The organism is Paenibacillus sp. plas6, assembly GCF_057221655.1.
Map to the genome: position 1 here is coordinate 2,394,587 of NZ_CM170151.1, position 22,543 is coordinate 2,417,129.

The 22,543-nt window shown below is 39.4% G+C and carries 20 protein-coding genes; 12 read left to right on the top strand and 8 right to left on the bottom strand.

Annotation, left to right across the window (positions count from 1 at the left end; genetic code table 11):
* Positions 1–75 precede the first annotated feature (75 nt).
* The gene (locus tag AC2TDL_RS10810) at positions 76–1,083 is read right to left on the bottom strand and encodes a DMT family transporter (RefSeq protein ID WP_484696143.1); all 1,008 of its coding nucleotides are present in this window, start codon (positions 1,081–1,083) and stop codon (positions 76–78) included.
* A 154-nt stretch (positions 1,084–1,237) separates the two neighbouring features.
* On the opposite strand from AC2TDL_RS10810, the gene AC2TDL_RS10815 reads away from it, so the two are divergent.
* Positions 1,238–2,110, top strand: a complete 873-nt coding sequence (locus AC2TDL_RS10815; RefSeq protein WP_484696144.1) for a LysR family transcriptional regulator — start codon at positions 1,238–1,240, stop codon at positions 2,108–2,110.
* 110 nt (positions 2,111–2,220) lie between these two features.
* Positions 2,221–3,282: an LLM class flavin-dependent oxidoreductase gene (locus AC2TDL_RS10820; protein WP_484696145.1), complete on the top strand. Its 1,062-nt coding sequence runs from the start codon at positions 2,221–2,223 to the stop codon at positions 3,280–3,282.
* A gap of 58 nt (positions 3,283–3,340) precedes the next feature.
* Here the strand turns inward: AC2TDL_RS10820 and AC2TDL_RS10825 are convergent, their stop codons facing one another.
* The 5 genes from AC2TDL_RS10825 to AC2TDL_RS10845 all read right to left on the bottom strand — a co-directional run bounded on the left by AC2TDL_RS10825 (position 3,341) and on the right by AC2TDL_RS10845 (position 9,284).
* Positions 3,341–3,895: a GNAT family N-acetyltransferase gene (locus tag AC2TDL_RS10825; protein ID WP_484696146.1), complete on the bottom strand. Its 555-nt coding sequence runs from the start codon at positions 3,893–3,895 to the stop codon at positions 3,341–3,343.
* A 150-nt stretch (positions 3,896–4,045) separates the two neighbouring features.
* Positions 4,046–6,097 (bottom strand): beta-galactosidase, encoded by a 2,052-nt coding sequence (locus AC2TDL_RS10830; protein ID WP_484696147.1) that lies wholly within the window; start codon positions 6,095–6,097, stop codon positions 4,046–4,048.
* Positions 6,098–6,267: 170 nt separating this feature from the next.
* On the bottom strand, positions 6,268–7,074 hold the full coding sequence (locus AC2TDL_RS10835) for a carbohydrate ABC transporter permease (protein ID WP_484696148.1): 807 nt from the start codon (positions 7,072–7,074) through the stop codon (positions 6,268–6,270).
* Positions 7,071–7,934, bottom strand: coding sequence for a carbohydrate ABC transporter permease (locus tag AC2TDL_RS10840; RefSeq protein ID WP_484696149.1), 864 nt, complete (start codon positions 7,932–7,934; stop codon positions 7,071–7,073). Before AC2TDL_RS10840 ends, AC2TDL_RS10835 begins: the two co-directional genes overlap by 4 nt.
* A gap of 36 nt (positions 7,935–7,970) precedes the next feature.
* On the bottom strand, positions 7,971–9,284 hold the full coding sequence (locus AC2TDL_RS10845; protein WP_484696150.1) for an ABC transporter substrate-binding protein: 1,314 nt from the start codon (positions 9,282–9,284) through the stop codon (positions 7,971–7,973).
* Positions 9,285–9,570: 286 nt separating this feature from the next.
* Between AC2TDL_RS10845 and AC2TDL_RS10850 the strand changes: the two genes are divergently transcribed.
* The 4 genes from AC2TDL_RS10850 (at position 9,571) to aguB (ending at position 15,233) form a co-directional block, all read left to right on the top strand.
* On the top strand, positions 9,571–11,124 hold the full coding sequence (locus tag AC2TDL_RS10850; RefSeq protein WP_484696151.1) for a response regulator transcription factor: 1,554 nt from the start codon (positions 9,571–9,573) through the stop codon (positions 11,122–11,124).
* Between the two features lie 4 nt (positions 11,125–11,128).
* The gene (locus AC2TDL_RS10855; RefSeq protein WP_484696152.1) at positions 11,129–12,883 is read left to right on the top strand and encodes a sensor histidine kinase; all 1,755 of its coding nucleotides are present in this window, start codon (positions 11,129–11,131) and stop codon (positions 12,881–12,883) included.
* A gap of 91 nt (positions 12,884–12,974) precedes the next feature.
* A complete protein-coding gene (locus AC2TDL_RS10860) occupies positions 12,975–14,015 on the top strand; it encodes an agmatine deiminase family protein (protein ID WP_484696153.1) in 1,041 nt (346 codons plus the stop codon).
* A 333-nt stretch (positions 14,016–14,348) separates the two neighbouring features.
* The gene (gene aguB / locus AC2TDL_RS10865; protein ID WP_484701140.1) at positions 14,349–15,233 is read left to right on the top strand and encodes an N-carbamoylputrescine amidase; all 885 of its coding nucleotides are present in this window, start codon (positions 14,349–14,351) and stop codon (positions 15,231–15,233) included.
* A gap of 94 nt (positions 15,234–15,327) precedes the next feature.
* Here aguB and AC2TDL_RS10870 read toward each other — a convergent pair whose 3' ends face one another.
* Positions 15,328–15,831, bottom strand: coding sequence for a hypothetical protein (locus tag AC2TDL_RS10870; RefSeq protein WP_484696154.1), 504 nt, complete (start codon positions 15,829–15,831; stop codon positions 15,328–15,330).
* A 155-nt stretch (positions 15,832–15,986) separates the two neighbouring features.
* Here AC2TDL_RS10870 and AC2TDL_RS10875 point away from each other — a divergent pair, with 155 nt between their 5' ends.
* Positions 15,987–16,643 (top strand): SGNH/GDSL hydrolase family protein, encoded by a 657-nt coding sequence (locus AC2TDL_RS10875; protein ID WP_484696155.1) that lies wholly within the window; start codon positions 15,987–15,989, stop codon positions 16,641–16,643.
* Positions 16,644–16,710: 67 nt separating this feature from the next.
* On the opposite strand, the gene AC2TDL_RS10880 is transcribed toward AC2TDL_RS10875, so the two are convergent.
* Positions 16,711–17,277, bottom strand: coding sequence for a hypothetical protein (locus AC2TDL_RS10880; RefSeq protein ID WP_484696156.1), 567 nt, complete (start codon positions 17,275–17,277; stop codon positions 16,711–16,713).
* Positions 17,278–17,449: 172 nt separating this feature from the next.
* On the opposite strand from AC2TDL_RS10880, the gene AC2TDL_RS10885 reads away from it, so the two are divergent.
* From AC2TDL_RS10885 to AC2TDL_RS10905, 5 genes are all read left to right on the top strand, one after another.
* Positions 17,450–18,130 carry an HNH endonuclease gene (locus tag AC2TDL_RS10885; protein ID WP_484696157.1) on the top strand — a complete coding sequence of 227 codons (681 nt, stop codon included), beginning with the start codon at positions 17,450–17,452 and terminating at the stop codon, positions 18,128–18,130.
* Positions 18,131–18,400: 270 nt separating this feature from the next.
* Entirely contained in the window at positions 18,401–19,315 is a 915-nt protein-coding gene (rbsK, locus tag AC2TDL_RS10890; RefSeq protein WP_484696158.1) for a ribokinase, read from the top strand.
* A gap of 277 nt (positions 19,316–19,592) precedes the next feature.
* Entirely contained in the window at positions 19,593–20,588 is a 996-nt protein-coding gene (locus tag AC2TDL_RS10895; RefSeq protein ID WP_484696159.1) for a FecCD family ABC transporter permease, read from the top strand.
* A gap of 1 nt (position 20,589) precedes the next feature.
* Positions 20,590–21,894: an ATP-binding cassette domain-containing protein gene (locus tag AC2TDL_RS10900; RefSeq protein WP_484696160.1), complete on the top strand. Its 1,305-nt coding sequence runs from the start codon at positions 20,590–20,592 to the stop codon at positions 21,892–21,894.
* Between the two features lie 66 nt (positions 21,895–21,960).
* A complete protein-coding gene (locus AC2TDL_RS10905; RefSeq protein WP_484696161.1) occupies positions 21,961–22,404 on the top strand; it encodes a DinB family protein in 444 nt (147 codons plus the stop codon).
* Positions 22,405–22,543: the final 139 nt, after the last annotated feature.

Sequence of the window (22,543 nt, forward strand, 5' to 3'; positions counted from 1 at the left end):
ACGTCACCGCCGTTTTTAGTTAGGCTGGGTTATTTTGTCCCAGCCTCTTTAGCTTCATTTTATCAATATGACTGATTACAATTTTGATGTTAATGCACGCATCGCCTTAAATAATTGAAAGCGCGAATAACGAGCATAGGCGCGAATTGGACGCGGCAGCGGCTTCCAAGTACCGCTTTGATTTAATGTATTATGAGCTAAAGCTAAAATAATAATCAATGTTCCGCCAATTTCAAAGGCATTAATGCTGTAGCCTTGGAATGCAATAATAATAAATGTTGTAATTGGAACAAAGTTAATAAATAACACACCATGTGTAGATGATAGTAATTGTAATCCTTTATTCCAGCTAAGAAGTGCGATAAGTCCAGGCAGCAAGCTCATAAATGCCATTTCATATTTAATCGAAACTAACGTTTCTAAGCTCGGTATGCTTAGCCAACCAGCCGCAGTTGCTATAGCAACTACGATGAATGCGACACCATTACCAAGCAGACAAGTTATTGTAGAATAACGCAACGTCGACCATGTCTTAAATTGCGAACCGCCAAGCGAATAAACGACCCAACCGATGACGCCAATAAAAATCGAAAGCAGCGGGAGAAGTTTGCCGTCGGCCGTTGTGAAAAATGTAAAGTCGCCGCGAGTAATAACAAATAGTGCTCCTATAAAAGCAACGAAAATATTACGCAATGTAAATGCACTTGGTCTGCGACGAGCAAAGATCCAAAGCAAAATAATTGTAATAACTGGCATTAGCACTTCCATAATTGAGGCGATAATTGTACCTGTCGTCCCCATCTGTTGTTGACCTAGAAACACACACATATTGTAGACGACAAATGCCATCGAGCCGAAAAAGGTTAACGCTAAACCGCGACCTTCGAGGCGGAATGCAGCTTTGCCTTCTTTAACAAATAAAATGACTGCAAGTAAGATGCCAACAATAAAATAGCGAATAAATGAAAAATAGAAAGGATCAATATGTTTTAACGCTTCATGTGCAACTGGAAACATTGCTCCCCATGACATACTAGCGATTAAGCATAGCGCTGCACCAAGTAAAATCTTATTTTTGGCCACGAGTATTCTCCACCCTAATTTAAGATAAGTTATGTACGGTCTTTATCATTACGTACTTTATCATATTAAAATCGAGATAACATGTAAAATGATTGTAAATAAAGTTTATTATCATTTATAATGATATTTAAACTAGGATGCAAGGAAGATTGCAATGGAATTAAACGATCTAATTATATTTCAGAAGGTTGCAGAGCTTGGGAGCATTAGTAAGGCTGCTGCAGAGCTTAGTTATGTGCAGTCCAATGTTACTGCGCGGATTAAGCTGTTGGAGAAGGAATTGCATACGCCTTTATTTAGCCGACATAAGCGCGGTATGATTCTTAATTCTGAAGGCAAGCGATTGTTAGAATATGCAAAAGATATTATCGCTAAGGTGGAAGAGCTTAAAATGAGCTTTCAGGATAAAGCAGAAGCGAGCGGGCTATTGAAAATCGGGATTGTGGAAACAGTAACTGCACTTCCGCATATTTTATCCTCCTTCAACGATCATTATCCGAATGTTGAAGTTTCCTTGATGGCAGGAGTTACCGATCAATTAGTACAGGATGTGCTGGATATGAAGCTTGATGGGGCATTTGTTACAGGTCCGCTCCGGCATCCGAATGTAGAGCAAATTCCAGTCATTTCTGAGCGGCTTGTTTTGGTAGCAAAGCGAGATAGCTTTACGATGGATCAGCTTACAACAACACCGTTTCTGCTCTATCATAAAGGCTGCGGTTATCGCGGTCGGCTAGAAAGCTGGATGAAGGTTGAAGGGATTATTCCGCGAAAAATTATGGAGTTTGGTACATTTGGAACGATTATTGGAAGTGTGGCTGCTGGTATAGGTGTAACAGTTATTCCGCAATCTACGGTAACGGAGCTTGTTGAAAAGCAGGTTGTCGAGGAGCATCCTCTGCCAGAGCCGTACTGTGATATTACAACGATCTTTATTTGGCGCAAGGATGCGTATATTACACGTTCGCTGGCGCATTTTATCGAGGAGATTCGCAATCATAGTCAGGACAAACTTCGTATAAATTAAGCAAGATAAACTTATTTCTACAATAAAAAATAAAGTAACTTGAAAAAATATAAAAATACAGGCACAATGGAGTAGAGCAACCTTTTATTCGTTTACTGGGAGTGATTATTATGGAGCTTGGAATTTCATCATTTGTCGAGACTACTCCTGATCCACATACTGGAGAGCTAATCTCTCATGCAGAACGGATTCGACAAGTTGTAGAAGAAATTGTGCTTGCTGATGAGGTAGGGCTTGATGTGTATGGTGTAGGAGAGCATCATCGTCGAGATTATGCTGCATCAAGTCCAGCAACGATATTGGCTGCAGCGGCTGCTCGCACAAAAAATATACGGCTGACAAGTGCAGTAACTGTGCTGTCCTCAGATGATCCTGTTAGAGTATATCAACAATTTGCAACCGTTGATGCAATTTCGAATGGGCGTGCAGAAATTATGGCAGGCAGAGGATCGTTTATTGAGTCCTTTCCGTTATTTGGTTATGACTTAAACGATTATGATGAATTGTTTGATGAAAAGCTGGATTTACTTATTAAGTTAACGCAAAATGAAATGATTACATGGAGTGGCACTCATCGTCCAAGCATTAATAATCGCGGTGTTTACCCTCGAGCGGTACAGGAGCCGTTGCCCATTTGGATCGGCAGCGGGGGAAATCAAGCGTCTGTAATTCGTGCTGGTGTGCTTGGCTTGCCGCTTGTGCTTGCGATAATTGGCGGGAGTCCGTATCATTTTGCACCTCTTGTAGAGCTGTATAAGCGTGCCGCACAGCGCAGTGGACATGATATTAGCAAACTTCCTGTTGCCTCGCATTCGCATGGCTTTGTCGCTGACACGTCAGAGCAGGCTGTAGAACAGTTTTATCCATCGACAGCTGCTGTGATGAATCAACTTGGCAAGGAGCGTGGCTGGAGCCCTTATACAAGACAAACCTATGATTATGCGCGAAGTATCGAAGGGGCATTGTATGTAGGTGATCCAGAGTATGTCGCACAAAAAATTATAAATTTACGCAAACATGTTGGCATTACTCGTTTTATGCTTCATATGCCACTTGGCACGATGCCGCATGATCAGGTGATGCACGGAATTGAGCTATACGGAAAAGTGGTTGCACCGATCGTGCGTGAAGAAGTGGCAAAGTGGGAGAAAGAACAAGGAATAAAAGCATAATGGATTATTAGTAAAAAAATGCCCAGGCCGTTATTTCAGACAGCTTGGGCATTTTTTCTTACAGCTGCTTTACCATATGCCAATAAGGATGATGATGCAGCATTTTTTGTCCAACTGGAGTATAGCCTTGGCGTAAATAAACTTTTTTTGCACGTTCGTTGTCAACATCAACAAGCAGTGCGATTTTATGAATCCCCTTGTTAATAGCGTCTTGCTCTGCTTGCAGCATTAATTGAGCGGCCAAACCTTGCCCTCGATAGTTAGGAGCAATCGCTAGCGCATCAATGTAATATTCATCAGGTTCGGCCTCAAGCTGATGCTTCACCTCTTGTTGCAAGCATGTAGAACGAAATTGCTCAACAGGTGCGTACAAGGCTGGGGCAGCTTGTCCGCTATAGCAAAGAATCATACCAGCCACTTCTCCAGCCTGCTCAAAAACTTTAATTTGCTCAGCGCTAAAGCGATTGCCCTTCTGTAAATAAAATTGAGCGAGGATACTTGCTGCTGCATTAGCATCCCTTTCTCCCGTATATAGCTCTGTTAACTCACCAATTGCCGATATAATTAATGCAACAACCTCTTGTACATCCTTTGCTTCTGCAGCTCTAATCATATTATTGCTCTCCTTGTTACAATAGCTTAAAAAGCGCAGGCAAGGAAGCAGCACTCCATTACCTACGCTTTTTATTAATACGTTCTAGTGATTAAGTCCACTAAGTCGAAACATTGCTTTCGCTTTATGAACATCTTATTAATCATATTATTACTTTTTATCAATTGCTACAATTAGCATCTCATATGGAGCAAGTGTCCACTGACCAGCATTTTGCTCTGGGCGAGTACGAGCAACAAAACGATACGCGCCATCAAGTGCTGGAATAGGGGCATTTGCATTGCTAAAGTTATGAATAAAAATATATTTAGCTGCTTCATTCTCACGGCTTACAGCATAAACTGGAGCTGGCAACTGTACAGGCAATGCTCGTTCTAGCTCTAGCTTTTGAGCTAGCTCATAATAGAAGTCTTCGTAGAAAGCATCTTCAAAATGACTGCCAATATGATAAGCTTCACCTTTACCAAAGGAATTACGAGTAAGTACAGCACGACCAGCATAGAAGTCATCACGATAAGTCATTAACGCCTCTGCGCCATGTAAATTTACAAGATCGCAAAGCATTGTGCAACTATAGCTGCCAGATAGCTTGCCTTTTGCAAGGGATTGCTGAACTACACCATAGTTTGTTTCGTGATCATATAAACCATCGATTTCTTCACTAACTAGACCTAGCACCTCAGTTAGGCCATGTGGCGCATCACCCATAAACATTAAGTCGTTTTCATTGACCATGCCAGTCCAATATGTTGTAATAATCGTCCCGCCATTTTCAACAAATTGACGAAGTTTATTCTCAAAGCTGGCACGCAGCATATAAAGAAGCGGAGCAATAACTATCTTATAACCTTCTAGCTGGCATTCCATATCGACAAAATCAACAGAAATTCCTTGCTTAGCAAAGGCACGATAATGAGCCTGAACTTCTTCAATATAGCCCATACCTTTGTTGCGAGGTCCTTGAGAATCTTCTAAAGCCCATTTATTTTCCCAATCGTATACGATAGCCACTTCAGCTTTAGTTGTTGTAGCTGCGATTTGCGGCAATTCAGAAAGCAATTGACCTAGCTGAGCAACTTCCTTGAATACGCGTGTATCGTTGCGATCGTTATGGGAAACTACTGCACCGTGCAGTTTTTCGCTGGAACCACGACTTTTTCTCCATTGGAAGTATTGAACAGAATTTGAACCATGGGCTACTGCTTGCATGGAAGCCAGTAGATGCATACCTGGTTTTTTAAGTTTAGATACGCTTTGCCAGTTAGTGCTGGACGGCGTGCTTTCCATTAGCAGGAATGGTTGCTTTTTAATAGAACGCATAAGGTCATGCATCATTGCTGTATCTAGACCGATTGAAATATCGTCACGTTTATGCCATACCGGATAGTTATCCCATGAAATTATATCGACATCGTTTTTGAATTTGAAGTAGTTTAAGCCATCAAAGTAATACATAAAGTTAGCAGTTACAGGCAAATCTTTATTAAATGGCTTAACAGCAGCGATTTCATGTTTCATAAAATCTAGCGTTTGGTCAGAAACAAAACGCTTCCAATCAAGGTTCATCCCATGAATTGCATTTTCACCATGCGGTGCAGGCGATTCAATTTCAGAGAAGTCGCTGTAAGTGTGGCTCCAGAATGTTGTCCACCATTGCAAATTAAGCTCTTCAATTGTGCCATATTTATTTTTTAACCAATTACGGAATGCCTCTTGGCAGTATTCACAGTGACATTCTCCGCCATACTCGTTAGAAATATGCCATAATTTAACAGCTGGATGTTTCGCATAACGCTCAGCAAGTTTAGCATTAATAATGCTAATTTTTTCACGATATACAGGAGAAGTATAACAATGATTATGACGTGCTCCGAATAGATTGCGCTGACGATTAGGAGCTACGCGCAATACTTCAGGATATTTTTTTGCAAGCCACATTGGTCTTGCACCTGAAGGTGTTGCCAAAAATACAGAGATACCGTTTTCATATAAGGAATTGATAACGTTATCTAACCATTCAAAATTAAATACACCTTCTTCAGGCTCTAGTTTTGCCCAAGAGAAAATACCTACAGACATAACATTGCAGCCTGCAGCTTTCATATATTCGATATCTCTTTTAAGAATTTCAGGATCATGCAGCCATTGCTCTGGGTTGTAATCTGCTCCGTGTAGTAAAGCATCCGAAAATAATTGCTTCATTTTTCGCTCTCCTTTAAATATCCGATAGTAGTTCAAACTTACTGAATAATCGACAAGCCGTGCTTCGCTTTCGAAGAACGGCTTGTCGCCACTCCAGCGCAATAAGCCGATTGAACTATAGCTTACTGCACATGTTGTGTTGTTATAGTGATGCTTAATTATTTTTTTGCTTATTTTACTGAGCCAAGCATACCTTGGACGAATTGCTTTTGCAATAGGAAGAAAATAAGCACTGTCGGAATTGTTGTAATAACAATTGCCACCATAATAATCCCGTAGTCAGGGTTATAAGATGATGCTAAGGATGAAACGATTAGCGGCAATGTTTTCTTTTCCGTCGTACGCAATGCAATCAACGGCCAAAGGAAGTTATTCCAGTTTGACATAAATGTAATGATCGCTGCAGCAGCATAAGTTGGCTTCATTGTTGGTGCGTATACATGCGTAAACAGTTTCCATTCATTTAAGCCATCGACACGTCCAGCTTGAAGTAGCTCACGCGGGAACGACTTCGTATTTTGCATAAAGAAGAAAATCATAAATGCTGTTGTCATAGTTGGTAAAATTACCGCTACCGCTGAGTTCAACAATCCCCAGGAACTGAATAGTTTGAACAACGGAATCATAATTGCGGCAAAAGGCATCATCATTGAAAGCATAAGAACACCAAATAGTCGATCTGTACCTTTCGAACGATAAATTTCAAAGCCATAACCAGCTAAAGAACAAAGAATTAAAGTTAAAATTGTACCGACAACTGCAATGATTAGTGAGTTGATGAATGCAGTGCCAATATTGGCAGTGTCAAATAGATTATTGACATTGTTCATAAATTCTGAACCAAAGCTAAATTTACCTTTAACAATATCGCTTGATGAATTGGTCATCCCAATTAGCATCCAAACGAATGGGAATAACGAGACGATAGAAGCAATAAGTAGAAAAGCATGCTTGAAAAACGCTCCTAAAATTCTCATTTTTTCTCACCTCCGACTTTCATTTGTAGGAAGGCAAGTACTGCTACGATAATAACAATCGCATAAGATACAGTTGCTGCATAACCGAAGTTAGGCGTGTAAACGAAACTCAAATTGTAAATATATTGCGAAATCGTCATTGTAGAGTTACCTGGTCCACCGTTTGTAATGTTAACGACCTCATCGAATAGCTGTAATGTACCATTTGTTGAAATGATCGCTGTAAACAAGATAATCGGTTGTACCATTGGAATAGTAATTGAGAAAAATTGACGGAATTTAGAAGCACCATCTAATGAAGCCGCCTCATAAATACTAGGGTCAATATTTTGCATAGCAGACAGATAGAAGATCATGTTATAACCTGTCCAGCGCCATGTAATGGCCAATATTATAACAACACGAGCCCAAACCGGATCCATTAACCATGCAATAGGTTCGTTGATAATATGCAAATTCAAGAGCAGTTTATTGAATACACCATCAACTGCGAAAATACTTTTGAAAAGAACTGAATAAGAAACCAATGATGTTACACAAGGCAAAAAGATTGCTGTTCGATAGAAACCTTTAAACTTCAAATTTGGAGAATTCAACAAGTGCGCAATAATCAAGCCCAAGAACAGCATGATTGGAACTTGAATCACTAAGTATAAAATTGTGTTCAATAATGCCTGACGAAAAATAGGGTCTGATAATAGTCTGGAATAATTTCCTAAACCTACAAATTCGGATACATTACCTTTACCGGATTCAAAGCTTAAAATGAACGATTGAATCATCGGATAAAAGCTAAACAATAGGATTAATGCGGATGGCAGTATTACAAACTGCCATCCGATTAGAGAGGATTTCTTCATACCGCCCCTCATTTGATCACCTGCTAACTGTTAGGATTATTGTACTTGTTGTTCAAATAGTGATTGAACGTTAGCAAGACTTTTCTCGATGTCTGCACCATTCAAGATATTTGGAAGCTCATTTTTCAAGGCATCTTTAGCTTCTTGAGTGTACATGCCTAGAGAGATACCAGGAACTTGAGTAGACCATTCTGTAAAGTCTGCATAGATTGCTTGATTGCTAAAGAACTCAGAAGTTTGTTGGTATGCTTCACTAGAGAATGCTGGGATATAAGAACCAACACCGCCAGCTTCAGTTAGGAAACGCTCATAGAATTCGCTGCTACCGCCAATTGTGCTGCCTAGGAATTCCATTGCTAGATCTTTGTTAGCAGAGTTTTCAAGAACGAACCAGCTTGAGCCGCCTTCGTTAGATGCATTTACGCCGCCTTCGATGTTAAGACGAGGAGTTGGAGCTACTGCCCATAGACCTTTTTGATCTTCCGCTTCCATAATAGAAGAGATTTGCCATACACCAGAAGTAACAGTTGCAACGTCACCAGAGTTAAAGCTTCCTACAAATTCACTCCAACCAGTAACAGGTTTTGCGATACCAGAATCAGAAATCGCTTTATATACACGAAGTGTTTCAGACATAACAGGGTTATTTACGAAGTTACCTTTGTTATCTTCAGTAATGAACCAGCTGCCAGCAGATTGAAGCATAATGGAATGCAATGTTTCATCGTTAGGGTTAAGAGTTGTCATATATTTACCAGTTTTTTCTTTAACAACTTTACCGATTTCAATGAATTCATCCCAAGTAATATTTTCTAAATCTTCAGCAGTGAAACCAGCTTCAGATAGGTAGTCTGTACGATAGAATAGACCAGTTACACCAACGTCAAATGGAATACCGTAAATTTTACCGTCTACAGTTGCCGCATCAACTTTATATTGAGAGAATTGGCTAAAGTCCACGTTGCTGTTTGTAAAATCAGCAAATGTACCAGGGTAAGCATTTACATACTTTTGAATGTTAGGGTCATTCACCAAAATAATATCTGGCAATCCTTCAGAAACGCCAGCTGCCAAGTTAGTGTTAAGTTTTTGCTCCAAGTCAGCTTTCGCCATATCGACTACTTCAAGCTCAAACTCAGGATGTTCTTTTTGATAAATATCAGCTGCGATATTTAACGCTGCGCCATTGAATGCTGGGTCCCATGCCCAAGCTACAACTTTTTGTTTTCCGCCTTCGTTACCGCTTGCATTATTAGCTGCAGTATTTTTGCTGTTGTCGTCACTACCGCATGCAGCTAGAGAACCAACCATAAGTGCAGCGACTGCCATTGTTGAAAGTGCTTTCTTCAATTGTTACAACCCCTTATTTATATATTTTGAATACCTTTTCATTTTAGAAAAAACAATACAGGCTGTATAATAACTATTTTGTATGTATGTGCTAAAATTTATAGAGTTTTAACACAGTAAACATTTTTATTAGTATTTATTTTAGATGTTAGTAAAAAATTTTGATAACTATAAAAATTAATGTAAGTTGTATACTTACCTGAAAAAATCCATTATGTTTAATACAATGATCTTATTACGTCTTAACACAATGCTTAACACAATGACTTTAGAAGGTGACGACAAAATGACAATGTATCGTGTCATGATAGTTGATGATGAAGCAATTTTCCGTACAGGCTTAGCACATCTGCACAATTGGAACAATGAAGGAATCGACATTGTAGCACAAGCAGCAAATGGTGCAGAGGCATTAGAGTTAATTGAGGTTGTCCAGCCGCATGTCATTATTACTGATATTATGATGCCTGTTATGGATGGAATTGAATTAGTGAAAGTGGTTCGAAATCGCTATCCTCAAATAAAAATTATTATTTTAAGCAGCTATAGTGAGTTTGAATTAGTTCGAGAGGTATTTAAATATGGAGTGGATGATTATTTATTGAAGCCCAAGGTGACTGCTGAGGAGCTTATTTCACTCATTTATAGCTCTTGCAATCCAGCAGAGCGCTCTGCTTATCCAGCAGTGCCAGCTAAGCCTGACCCTGCATTGATCCTAAGTCAATGGTTTGAACAGGAGAGGCTGTCAGAGTCTGATCGTGAGGAGTTAGAGCGTCAATTACCTGAGCAGGGGTTTGCTATGTTGCTTGGCAACGTTGCACCGCTGCAGAGCTTATCAAACTCCAATCAATATGAACTGGAGCAATATGTGCTAGAACAATGCAGCAAGCATTTATCTTCTGTTTCTCATGTTGCTGTATTTACGAAGCAGTATGTGGCGATTGTCCTCAATTATAGCTATGATCAATCACGCTTGCTTCAAAGCAGCTCAATATTAAACGATTTTGCCGAGGGGATATATCAGAAGTATCCATCGTTAATTTTTATTTATAACCATCATGTTAAGGGATTAGCTAAGCTTCAAGAAGCGTATAGCAAGTTGCAACAGCTATTTTCTAAAGCGCTATATTTTGATAGCGAAGTCTTTATTCGTGCGGAAGAAATTAAACTAGAGCGAACAGAAGTGATGTTCGATCATGATCGCTTTACTAATGCAATTAAATGGTTAACCTTTAATCAGGCAGCAGAGCAATTAACCGATTATTTTCATGATGTACAGAAGGTACAAGGGCTTGATGACTATGAGCTCAAACGTTTTACGCAGCATATTATTTACACAGTAATGAGTGTACTAGAGCACCTGAAGCTTCCGTTTACAGAAAATAATACAGAGAAGTTAATTTGGTTTAAACGAATTGATCTAGCTACGAGACTAAAGGAGCTTATTGATATTGTTGCACAGTTTATTGCTATGGTTGAACAACAGGTCAATGAGCAACAAGAGCAAGGACAAGCTCAAACATTACGACAAATTATCGACTATATTCATGAACATTATGACCAGGATATTTCTCTTTCTGAACTTGCCGAGCAATTTCATATGAACTATAGTTATTTGTCCTGGTACTTCAAGCAACATACAAATGAAAATTTAACGGCTTACATTAATAAGGTTCGCGTGGAAAAAGCGAAGGAGCTGTTGAAATATACAGATGAAACAATCTCGCATATTAGCGCTAAAATTGGTTTTTCAGAACATAACTATTTTTCTAAAGTATTTAAGAAGATTGTTGGCATGACTCCACTCGAATATCGTCAAGCCAATAGCGGAACAAGGTGAGCATATGTTAAAGCGTAACAGTATTTTTATGAAATTTTTAGTTGTCGCTTTAGGCACAACGATTATTGTTTCTGCGCTGATCGCCTTTGCTGCTTCACAAATTTCAGAGCAAATATTGTTAGGGCAAACAAAGCAAAATGTGACCGTCAATTTGCGTCTCGTTAAGGATGAATTGCTAAAGTATAATGAGGAAATTGTTAACACGATGGTGCAAATTAATGCAAGTGATGCCTTTAAGAAATATTTAACTCGGCCAGCGGAATCAACGTTAGAAAAATTAAATATCATTATTGATCTTGGGCGCTATATCGATACGTATAAGGATTACTTAAGTCCAGATAATACGCATTTTATCGTATCAGGAATCGGAGTGAACCATAATCGTAATTACTCCAGCAATGCATTGAAGTGGGATCATGTTCCTCCTAATATTGTGCAAGATTATATGACTGTGGATGGGTTAATTGCACAAAAGATGCTGTATCATAGCGGTCAAGGTTTATTTAAGGATTCTGTTCCCTATGAAAACTATATTTTTGCGACAAAGCCGCTGCTTGATCGGCAGACAATGTATGGTTTTGCAATCGTTATTATGGATGAGCAGACGATATACGAACGATATAGATCATATTTGTCAGCAGGGTCCAAAATAACTCTTGTGAAAAGTGATGGGTTTGTACTTTCCAGCAGTGAACGTGAAATTATAGGTTCATCACAGCCGCAGTTATTGAAAAATGCGACAATTGCTGACAATGACGAATATTACGGGATGCAAACTAAAAATGACTTTACCTATATTTCCTTATATTTGCCTGAATTTGATGCGTACTTATTACAGGAAATTAATCAACGAATCGCGTTTGCTCCTTTGCAGGAATTGGTTTGGAAAATTGCTACAGTTGTGCTAGTACTCAGTGTTGTCATTATGTTTGTTGTTTACTGGATTACGCGACGTATTACAAAGCCCTTATATCAGCTTGTTAATACGATGCAGGCAGGTACAGTTGATGCTTTGAAGCTTTATCCGCTGCAGGGCAAAAATAGCTATGAAATCAATGTTGTTGCCAAAACCTACAATACTTTGGTTAAGCAAATAGATAATTACACTAAGCAGGTCATTTATGAGCAAACGGAACGGCGCAAAGCGGATTTGAGCGCACTGCAAATGCAAATTAATCCGCATTTTTTATACAACACATTAACATCTATTAAATATTTAGCTAAAATGAATCGAATAGATGATGTGGATCGTACAATAACAAGCTTAAGTGCCATGCTGCAAAATACAATCGGAACGACGGAGGATACGATTACTGTTAGCCGAGAAATTGATAGTCTAAAACATTATGTCTACATTAATCAAATTCGTTATGGAGATCAAATCGCTGTTCACTTTAATGTATCGCAGGATTGTTTGGATTTAGTTGTTCCGAAACTAATTATTCAGCCATTTGTAGAAAATGCATTTTTTCACGCATTTCCTGGAGGCAGACGAGGCAATATTTATGTTTTTGTGAGACAGCAAGACAACAGATTGCTAATCGAGGTGCTGGATGACGGAGTAGGAGCAGAGGAATCTGCAGCTGCAGCTAATGTTAAACGACGTTCTGTATCGGGAATAGGGATTGAAAATGTACATCATCGCATTGTGCTACTGTACGGGCCTAAGTATGGTGTGTCGATGACCAGTGATAAAGCATATGGCACAGCAGTTAAAATTAGCTTACCGATTTTGAAAAATATTAGCATCGAACAGTAGCGAATTTTACGCTATAATGATAGGGTTGTCATCTGAAAATATGAAGCTATTCATTAATTTACTATATAGATGGAGGGGAACGTTTGACAATATGAACCCAAGAGCACAGCAATTTACGATGCCAGCAGAATGGAGTAAGCATGAGCGTACTTTTATTTCTTGGCCTATTCAAGCGTCGATGTGTTATCCAGAACAGTACAATGAGGTATGTGATGCTTATGCTGAAATTATTACGGCTATTGCAGAATTCGAGCCAGTTACGGTTCTAGTTAATGCCGTTGATGAAGCAGCAGTAAAGGAGAAGCTAGCTGGTCAACATCCGTATTCAATTGAGCTGCTAGTTGTCGAGCATAATGATGCTTGGTTACGCGATAATGGACCGACCTTTGTTACTTCACCAGACGGAAAACTCGCAGGAGTGAATTGGGGCTTTAATGCGTGGGGCGGTAAATATTCCCCTTGGGATCTTGATGATGCTGTGGCACCACAGGTTATTAAGCATGTAGGGGCGCTGCAATTCGATGCACCTCTAGTGATGGAAGGCGGCTCTATTCATACAGATGGAGAAGGTACGTTGCTTACTACTGAGGAATGTTTGCTTAATCCGAATCGTAATCCTGAACTAAGTCGTGATCAAATTTTTGAATTGCTTAAGCAATATGTCAATATAGACAAAGTGATTTGGCTTGAGCGCGGTTTGAGCGGCGATGAAACGGACGGTCATGTCGATAATATTGCATGCTTTGCTGCACCAGGGAAAGTCATTTTGCAAATGTGCTATGACCCAGCAGATGAAAACTATGAAATTACACATCGTAATTTACAAATTTTACAGCAAAGTGTTGATGCAAAAGGACGCAAGCTTGAGATCATTGAAATCGAGCAGCCTCCAGCAGTTTACTATGAAGAGCAAAGATTGACGCTTAGCTACTTGAATTTTTATTTTGTGAATAATGGAATTGTTTTACCGATATTTGGTGGAGAAGCTAGTGAAACAGATAATAAAGCGATTGAGACGCTTGCTGCTGCGTTCCCAGATCGTCGCATTCGTACGGTAAATGGAATGGGGATTATTAGAGAGGGGGGGAATGTGCACTGCACAACCCAACAAATGCCCTCTGTTAATAGGTAATGTAAAAATTGGACTTTGATGACGACGTTAAACCGTTGCAGCGTATGCGGCGTCGAATATGAAACTCAGCCGAAATTTGCGGTGCTCACGTAGGTTGGATCTACGCTGCGCTCCTCAATTTCTAGCTTCGTCTCATCTTCTCGGTCCTGAAAGCCCAATTTTTACATCTTCATTGAAAAGGTAATGGAAAAACAGGACTTTGATGACGACGTTAAACCGTTGCAGCGTATGCGGCGTCGAATATGAAACTCAGCCGAAATTTGCGGTGCTCACGTAGGTTGGATCTACGCTGCGCTCCTCAATTTCTAGCGATATGATTGGAGGAATTGAATGGTGAGAAAGGTTAAGGTTGCGGCTACACAGATGAGCTGTGCGGCTACACGTGAAGAAAATATTGCGAAGGCAGATGCATTTGTACGTCGTGCGGCAGAGCAAGGGGCACAAATTATTTTGCTTCAAGAATTATTTGAAACGTATTATTTCTGTCAAAAGGAAAAGGCAGATTATTATGCTTATGCCACTGAGCAGGAGAAAAATCCAGCTATCCTGCATTTTCAAAAAGTTGCTAAGGAGCTAGGCGTTGTTTTACCGATTAGCTTCTACGAGAAGAAAAATAATGCACGTTACAATTCAGTTGTTGTAATTGATGCTGATGGTGAAATATTAGGTAAATATCGTAAAAGTCATATTCCTGACGGTCCTGGCTATGAAGAAAAGTTTTATTTCAATCCTGGGGATACAGGCTTTAAGGTATGGGATACAAAATATGCGAAAATTGGTGTCGGAATTTGCTGGGATCAATGGTATCCAGAAGCTGCACGCTGTATGGCGCTAATGGGTGCAGAAATTTTATTCTATCCGACTGCAATCGGCTCAGAGCCACAGGATAGCGGCATTGATTCTAAAGATCATTGGCAAGTATGTATGCTTGGACATGCTGCTGCTAATCTCGTTCCTGTTGTTGCTTCGAATCGTGTAGGTGTAGAAACTGATGAGGATTCTTCAATTACATTCTATGGTTCTTCTTTCATTGCAGGTCCACAAGGAAATAAGGTAGCAGAAGCTGATCGCAGTGAAGAAACTGTGCTCGTTGCTGAATTTGACCTTGATCAAATTGAAACAATGCGCATTGAATGGGGCGTATTCCGTGATCGCCGTCCTGACTTGTATGGCGCGATTGCTACCTATGACGGCAGTGAGCGTTTTATTAAAGAATAGAAAGACAAGCTTGCATATGATGTGAACGCTAGTGAAAAAATCTAAGCTAGTATAGCAAAGCTAAAGCTGGACTACTAATTGTAGAAACTAACAATTAGCGGTCCAGCTTTTTTACTAGCAGGCTAGCAGTGTTCATATCAGCAGGATCGTTAAATAAAGCGTACCAAATATTAAAGTGCTCGCTATGAATAATGGGAAGTGAGAATTCTTCATCTTTGGTTGTTAATATAATGTGATTTGATTCTTCTGTAATCGGTGAACTTCCATAAACTAAGCCAATACGTTTATCTTTATCAATTCCAAAGCTTTCGAAATCATAATCAATTTCATCAGAATCTAATCTTGGTTTTGCACCAGCAGCGACAAGACTCCATTTTTTATTTTTGCGTTGAAAAACTTTATAACCCAACAGTTCATTTTGCTTTACTTTAACTTTATGAAACACAATCGCTATTTCATAATTTTTAAAATGGTGTGTTTTTATATACGAATTATTCAGTAGATGATGTCTTTTAAGAACATGCAAAAGCTTGCTGTTGTAATAATCATCAACGGCTTTGTAGCCAATACATACACTTATCAGAATTAAGATTAACACTAAAAAGTTTTTATTTTCATAAAGCGTCTCCCAAATTATTAATCTCTTAAGTTATAATATATGTCCTAATATTCAGGTATTCATAACCAATAAATTATGCTATGTTCATAGTTGATTAGTTAGTGTATTACTGAATGAAAGGGTGAATGCACAACATGTCAGGCTCTAATATTGAAAATAAATATACGATTTTATTTCAAGGTGATTCAATTACCGACGGAGGCAGAAGTAGAAATGATGATCCAAGTCATCATTTAGGGCAAGGCTATGCTTATTTAATTGGAGCTAAACTTGGCTATGAATGGGCTGATAAGCATCCTGTTTTCTATAATCGTGGAATTGGCGGGCATCGTGTATCTGATTTATATGCGCGCTGGAACGAGGACGTCATCAGTTTAAAGCCGAATTTGCTAAGCATATTAATTGGAGTGAATGATGCTTGGCGCATTGTCGATCAACTCCCAACAGGTGTAACCGATCGCTTTGAACGTGCATACAGACATATTCTAGAGGAAACTAAACAGGTTCTGTCCAATACAACGCTTGTTTTGTGCGAGCCATTTATTTTAAATACAGGAGCTCCTGCTGAAAAATGGGCAAAATGGTCAGAACTTATGCCATCTTATCAGAAGATCGTTAAGGAGTTAGCTGAACAATTTGATGCAATTTTCGTTCCGCTGCAAGCTAAATTTAATGAAGCATGCCAACGTGCTGAGGCAGCATATTGGCTTTGGGATGGCGTTCACCCAACTCCAGCAGGACATCAGTTAATTGCTGATCAATGGTTGTCGATTGTGCTTGGTAAAAAGTAAATGAATAGCTCGTTTTCAGCTCTAGCTTCTGGGTTGCAGAGGCTGGAGCTTTTTTAATAGACATCGATTAAGATTGATTGGATTGCTCAGTTAACTTAACTTCTCCTTCAAGAATGGAGACAATATCTATGTCAGAAACTAATTTTGCTACTTGTTCGCTAATCTCTTCTGTTTTTGTAGGTACAATAATGACAACTTGATTGTTTTCAATATTGATATATGAGGATACTATGGAGTTGGATAATTGATTAGTTAGAAGCGTAGCAGTTTGTTGCAGCTGGTTGATCGAGTATTTGACTATTTTAAAGGTTACATTCTCTAACGATTTTAAGCTTTCTATACTATTGTTATCTTTATCTGTCTCAGAATTTTCGGTTACATAAACGATAATATTGCTACCATCTAACGAAACACCGCCATACAGTTCAGGAAAATCCTCAATTTCTGCATTAATCCTTGCTATTGCTTGAGTGACCTCCATTTTATTATTTGTAAGTAAGTTGTTCTTCTCTTCTACGGTAGATGTGCTTATTACTTTTTCATTTTTAATCGTAGAGTGCCCATTAGCAGCCATTAAGCAAAAAATTATAAATAGTGCAATGATTAATATCCGCTTTCTAACAGGTTTTTTCATCGGTCCTCCTATGAGAATATTGGTTTATATTTACATAATATCATAAAAATTACCATAAATGCACATCAACTGATTGTAATCTCTTTTTATTGAGCATTTTGTGGAAACGGGATTTTTAGAAAGTACAATCTCACATATGTTCTGTGTTATAATTAATAAAAATATGAACGGAATGAAAGCAGGGTCGATTGTGGAAGCGAAGATGAAGTATTGTATTAGCTGTGGGCAAGAGAAGCCGCTCAATGATTTTCTTCGCCGTACAGGCAGACGAGAACGACCAGATAGCAGACGTGGTACTTGTAAGCAGTGCAGACAAGCAGGTACTACGGTAGGACAGTCTCTAGACCAAACAGTCGTTTCTGTTGTTCCTTATTTATCTGTTGCTGGCAGAGCAAGATGGAATCGAAAAAAACGTCATCCATTGCTTTATGTTACGCCGTCCCATGCAACCAGTAAAGGCGGCTTGCGTTCGGAGGACTTACGTCCAACATGGCAAGGCTTTGTCCGCATGCGCGGTAGATCAGATACTGGACGTCGTTGGATTCAAAATATTGACCTCGCACAGGCTAAGCAGCTGGTGAAGGAAGGGGCTGCTGTTATTATTAATCCGTATACGATTCGGATGATTTTTAGCAGCAAGGAGTTCCGTAAATTTATTTTGGCTCGTGATCATCATACCTGTCATTATTGCGGGGAATATGGGGACACGGTTGATCATTTGCTGCCGCGTGCGAAGGGCGGCTATACCACCCCTGTAAATTGTGTATGCGCATGTTTGCGCTGCAACCAACAAAAAGGCAATTTGACTCCTGAGCAGTTTATGCAGGTGCTGCTCGAGCAGCATAAGGAGTAGTTGCAGTAGTTTATACTGGTTATAGTCGTAATGAGAGGCTTGTATAAAAAATAGCTTATATTCAATAAAAGCCGAGTTCACTAACAAAAGGTGTTTCTCGGTTTTTTAATATTCCTGAAAAATGACTTTGGTTTGCAGTGTTTAGCATCATAAGTGTTTACTTGGGAGTCAGGCAAGAGCTATACTTTAAAAATGGTGATTACAGGTCCTGTATTGTACCTTTATATCAATGGGGAACTAGTGATTGAACATATCATTAAGGGTGATTACATGAGTGAAATTGTAGTAGTAGGCAGCATCAATATGGATCTTGTGACAACCGTAAAGGCTTTTCCTAAGCCGGGAGAAACGATTCATAGTACTTCATTAGCTTATTTTTCAGGTGGCAAAGGTGCTAACCAAGCGGTAGCAGCGGCACGCAGCGGCGCTAAGGTGCAAATGATTGGAGCAGTAGGAACAGACAGTTTTGCTGATGAATTAATTGCTAATTTACAGAGCAGCGGTGTTAACACAGAAAGCATTCTTCAACAGCAAGGAAATTCAGGACTAGCCCTAATTACTGTTGAGCAAGCGGGAGAAAACCATATTATTCTTGCTCCGGGCAGCAATATTTCCTTTACATATGAAGACATCGAGAAGCAATTTTCTTGGCAAAGTGCTTTTGCTGTATTATTGCAAAATGAAATTAATTGGGAGACTACGGTAGCTGTAATGAAAGCAGCTAAGCAACAAGGTGTGCCTGTTTGGTTTAATCCTGCACCTGCGCTCAAAATAGAGCATGAGCTGATGCAGTATATTCATACTTGTATTTTAAATGAAACAGAAATCGAACTTATTACCGGGATTACAATTAACGGCGTTGAAGATGCAATGAAGGCAGCTACATTTATGCTTCAGCAGGGAACAAGAGAAGTAGTGGTAACGCTTGGCGATAAAGGTTGTGTTTATGTTAATGAGAAGGAACAGCTAACGATTCCCGCCTTTAAAGTAGATGCAGTAGATACGACTGCAGCGGGTGATACTTTTATTGGTGCCTTTGCCTCAGCTTCAAGCATTGGCAAATCTAAACGTGAAGCGTTGCAATATGCAGTTGCAGCTTCAGCTTTAACGGTAACTAGACATGGTGCACAAGCTTCGATTCCTACAGAGCAAGAGATTGTACAATTTATGAAAAATCAAGCGTAAAATGATGTTTATTTAAAACGATGAAACTATTTATGAGTGTATTAAATAGAAGGTTGGAGTGAAAACGTAGCAAGTTTTCGCTTCAACCTTTTTATTTTGATATTTTATAGAAATACGATGAGCTGATTTCTGCTTTGTTCAGCAAATTATAATAAAGGATGTCATTTTTCCAGGTGAACAACATAATCTATATTGATAATCATTATCAATAACGTTATAATAGAAAAGATAGAAATGTTAGGAAAATTTAAATCTGGCAGCAGGAGGGCACAATTCGGTGTTAACAGGATCGAAGACTAACAAAACTATGCTTCTTGCGGCAGTATTTATACTCTTGATCCTAGCTACACTCTTTGCGATTGGGATTGGTAGTGTAAGTGTAAATCCAATTGTAACATTGCAAACGCTGCTGGGACACGGAGATGATACTAGCTCCGTTATATTATGGGATATTCGTATACCTAGAGTTTTACTTGCTTTAATTGTTGGGGCTAATCTGGCAATTTCGGGAAGCTTATTGCAGGCTGTTGTGCAAAATCCGCTTGCTGACCCAGGTGTAACGGGGGTATCGAGTGGAGCGGCGGTTGCAGCACTGTTCATTATGCTTGCACTTCCAGGCGCTAGCGGCTATATTCCGCTCGTTGCTATAGCAGGTGGTGTAATAGCTGCTGTTATGGTATATGCTATGGCTTGGCAACGCTCAACCGGCTTTCAGCCTGTGCGGATTGTTTTATCGGGAGTTGCTGTAAATGCGATTTTTGGCGGAGTTATTGGTTTACTTTCATTATTATATAGCGATCGCTTACCAGCAGCGATTCAATGGATGAACGGTAGTCTCGCTGGCAAGGAAATGAGCGATGTATTGCTTATTTTGCCTTATTCAATCGTTGGTTGGATTATTGCATTACTTTCTATACGACATATCAATGTGCTTAGATTAGGGGAACAAACTGCGCATAATCTAGGTCAAAATATGAATGTAGTAAGGTTATTGCTTAGTTTATTAGCGGTAGGCTTAGCAGCTGTTTCGGTGTCGATGGTTGGTTTAGTAGGCTTTGTCGGGCTTGTTGTGCCGCATATGGCACGCTTGTTAATTGGCTCAGATTATCGATTTAATTTGCCGCTAAGTATTTTGCTTGGTGCATTTATTTTACTAATTGCTGATTTAATTGGACGTTCACTATTTAGTGCTACGCAAATTCCTGCTGGTATTGTAATGGCAATGATTGGCGGTCCTTACTTCTTATACCTGATGCGTAAAGGGGGAGCGTAGAATGCTTGCTTTGAAAAATGTAAGTATTAATTATTCGGAGCGCAATATTATTAATAATATCTCGCTAGAAGTGCAAGCAGGAGAAATTGTATCGATTATTGGTCCTAACGGAACTGGTAAATCAACGATTCTTAAGGCAATTTCGAAGCGCATTTCGCTTGCGGGCGGAGCAATAACGTTTAACGATCAAGAGATTTCTAAAATGTCAATTAAGCAAATTTCTAAGCAAATGTGTATGGTATCGCAATCTAACAGAAGCCCCCACGATATGACGGTTGGCGAGCTTGTAGGCTATGGAAGGTTACCATATAAAAAATGGTATGAACGAATGTCTAAGGAAGATGAGGAGATCGTAGAGTGGGCGCTTCAGCTAACAGGAATGATGTCTTATCGTGATCGCTTGCTGCAACGTTTATCAGGTGGCGAGGCACAACGTGCCTGGATCGCGATGGCTTTGGCGCAAAAACCGAAAATATTACTGCTTGATGAACCGACAACCTATCTTGATATTGCCCACCAACTTGAAGTTTTGGATTTAATAAAACGTTTAAATAAAGAACTTGGTCTTACTGTAATTATGGTGCTGCATGATTTGAATCACGCCGTGCAATATAGCGACAAAATATGCGTTATCCATAGAGGAGAGGTTCACGCATATGGTACCCCTGAACAAGTGATGACGACTAGCTTAATCGGCGAAGTTTACGGTGTAGAAGCAGATATACAGTATGTTGATCATAAACCGAGAATTCATATTATGAAAAAAAGTAAAGCAAAGGATGTGTCCCAAATGATGAATATTAAGCCAATGGATGTTGCTGTACTTAAGGAAAACTATCAAAAGCTAGTTGAGCACACAAAATCAATTTTTTTAAGCACGATTACGCCTGACGGTGAACCATTTTTGTCGTATGCCCCATTTGTTGCTCATGAGGGCAAGGTTTATGTTTATTTAAGTCAAATTGCTGAGCATTATCGCAACATAGAAAACAATCCAAAACTTGATGTCATGCTAGCTGCTGACGAGTCGGAAACGAAAAACATCTTTGCACGTGAACGTGCTCGCTTTAAAGGACAAGGTAAAAATGTCGGTAATGAAGGCTATGAAGAAGTGTTTGCTAAGTTTGAGGCTAAGTTTGGTACACCAACCTTTAAAATGCTGCGTACGCTTGACTTTTCCTTGTTTGAGCTAACTTTAGATAAAGGGCGTTATGTTGTTGGTTTCGGTCAAGCATTTGATGTTGACTTTGCTGGCGAGCACTTTGAGCATATTAATCGTGACCCACATGGCCAAGGGGTAAAATAAAAAGTTAAACATAAAGTAGAGTTTGCCATGAATAATGAACAATGAATAAGTTCAGGAGGGAAAGCAATGGATTCAGCAACAATACTAGCAATGTGGGAAGCTACACAAGGTCGTTTTCATAAAATGGTGAAGGAACTTCCAGAGGATTCATTGAAGCTTGCAATTGGTCCTGCCACAATTGGTTATATGATTCGTCATAGTGCTGAGGTAGAATATGTGTATGGAGAGTGGGTGTTTGGCAAGAAAAAACCAGATGATTTAGAATATTATACATTGCGTGGACCAGCTCATACAACGGCACAATTTAATAATTTGGCGGAGCTAATTCAACTGTTAGAAGCTTCAAATGCTGTTATTAAGGATGCTATTTTATCCTTGCCAGCAGAGGATTGGACGAAGGAAGTAAAAACACCGCGCGGTACATTTACACCGCTTGATGCAATCTCGCAATTACTTTATCATACAGGTATTCATGCAGGTCAAATTTCATTGATTCAAAAACATGGATAATCGCGTGAGGCCACCATAATTATATTCTTTCGTATGTTGGGAAGCTATTTCAGAAGCTGTAGGCAGCAAATGTGCTATAGCTGTGAAATGGCTTCTTTTGCTTTGATTAAGTTTGATCGGATTTGCTACTTGTATTGTG

What these genes read in the sequence shown, in the direction of transcription:
- AC2TDL_RS10830 (WP_484696147.1), bottom strand. Translation starts at nt 6,097, where the DNA reads ATGAAGCAATTATTTTCGGATGCTTTACTACACGGAGCAGATTACAAC.
- AC2TDL_RS10855 (WP_484696152.1), top strand. Translation starts at nt 11,129, where the DNA reads ATGTTAAAGCGTAACAGTATTTTTATGAAATTTTTAGTTGTCGCTTTA.
- AC2TDL_RS10850 (WP_484696151.1), top strand. Translation starts at nt 9,571, where the DNA reads ATGACAATGTATCGTGTCATGATAGTTGATGATGAAGCAATTTTCCGT.
- AC2TDL_RS10835 (WP_484696148.1), bottom strand. Translation starts at nt 7,074, where the DNA reads ATGAGAATTTTAGGAGCGTTTTTCAAGCATGCTTTTCTACTTATTGCT.
- rbsK (WP_484696158.1), top strand. Translation starts at nt 18,401, where the DNA reads ATGAGTGAAATTGTAGTAGTAGGCAGCATCAATATGGATCTTGTGACA.
- AC2TDL_RS10815 (WP_484696144.1), top strand. Translation starts at nt 1,238, where the DNA reads ATGGAATTAAACGATCTAATTATATTTCAGAAGGTTGCAGAGCTTGGG.
- AC2TDL_RS10840 (WP_484696149.1), bottom strand. Translation starts at nt 7,934, where the DNA reads ATGAAGAAATCCTCTCTAATCGGATGGCAGTTTGTAATACTGCCATCC.
- AC2TDL_RS10900 (WP_484696160.1), top strand. Translation starts at nt 20,590, where the DNA reads ATGCTTGCTTTGAAAAATGTAAGTATTAATTATTCGGAGCGCAATATT.
- AC2TDL_RS10880 (WP_484696156.1), bottom strand. Translation starts at nt 17,277, where the DNA reads ATGAAAAAACCTGTTAGAAAGCGGATATTAATCATTGCACTATTTATA.
- AC2TDL_RS10875 (WP_484696155.1), top strand. Translation starts at nt 15,987, where the DNA reads ATGTCAGGCTCTAATATTGAAAATAAATATACGATTTTATTTCAAGGT.
- AC2TDL_RS10860 (WP_484696153.1), top strand. Translation starts at nt 12,975, where the DNA reads ATGAACCCAAGAGCACAGCAATTTACGATGCCAGCAGAATGGAGTAAG.
- AC2TDL_RS10885 (WP_484696157.1), top strand. Translation starts at nt 17,450, where the DNA reads ATGAAAGCAGGGTCGATTGTGGAAGCGAAGATGAAGTATTGTATTAGC.
- AC2TDL_RS10825 (WP_484696146.1), bottom strand. Translation starts at nt 3,895, where the DNA reads ATGATTAGAGCTGCAGAAGCAAAGGATGTACAAGAGGTTGTTGCATTA.
- AC2TDL_RS10905 (WP_484696161.1), top strand. Translation starts at nt 21,961, where the DNA reads ATGGATTCAGCAACAATACTAGCAATGTGGGAAGCTACACAAGGTCGT.
- AC2TDL_RS10820 (WP_484696145.1), top strand. Translation starts at nt 2,221, where the DNA reads ATGGAGCTTGGAATTTCATCATTTGTCGAGACTACTCCTGATCCACAT.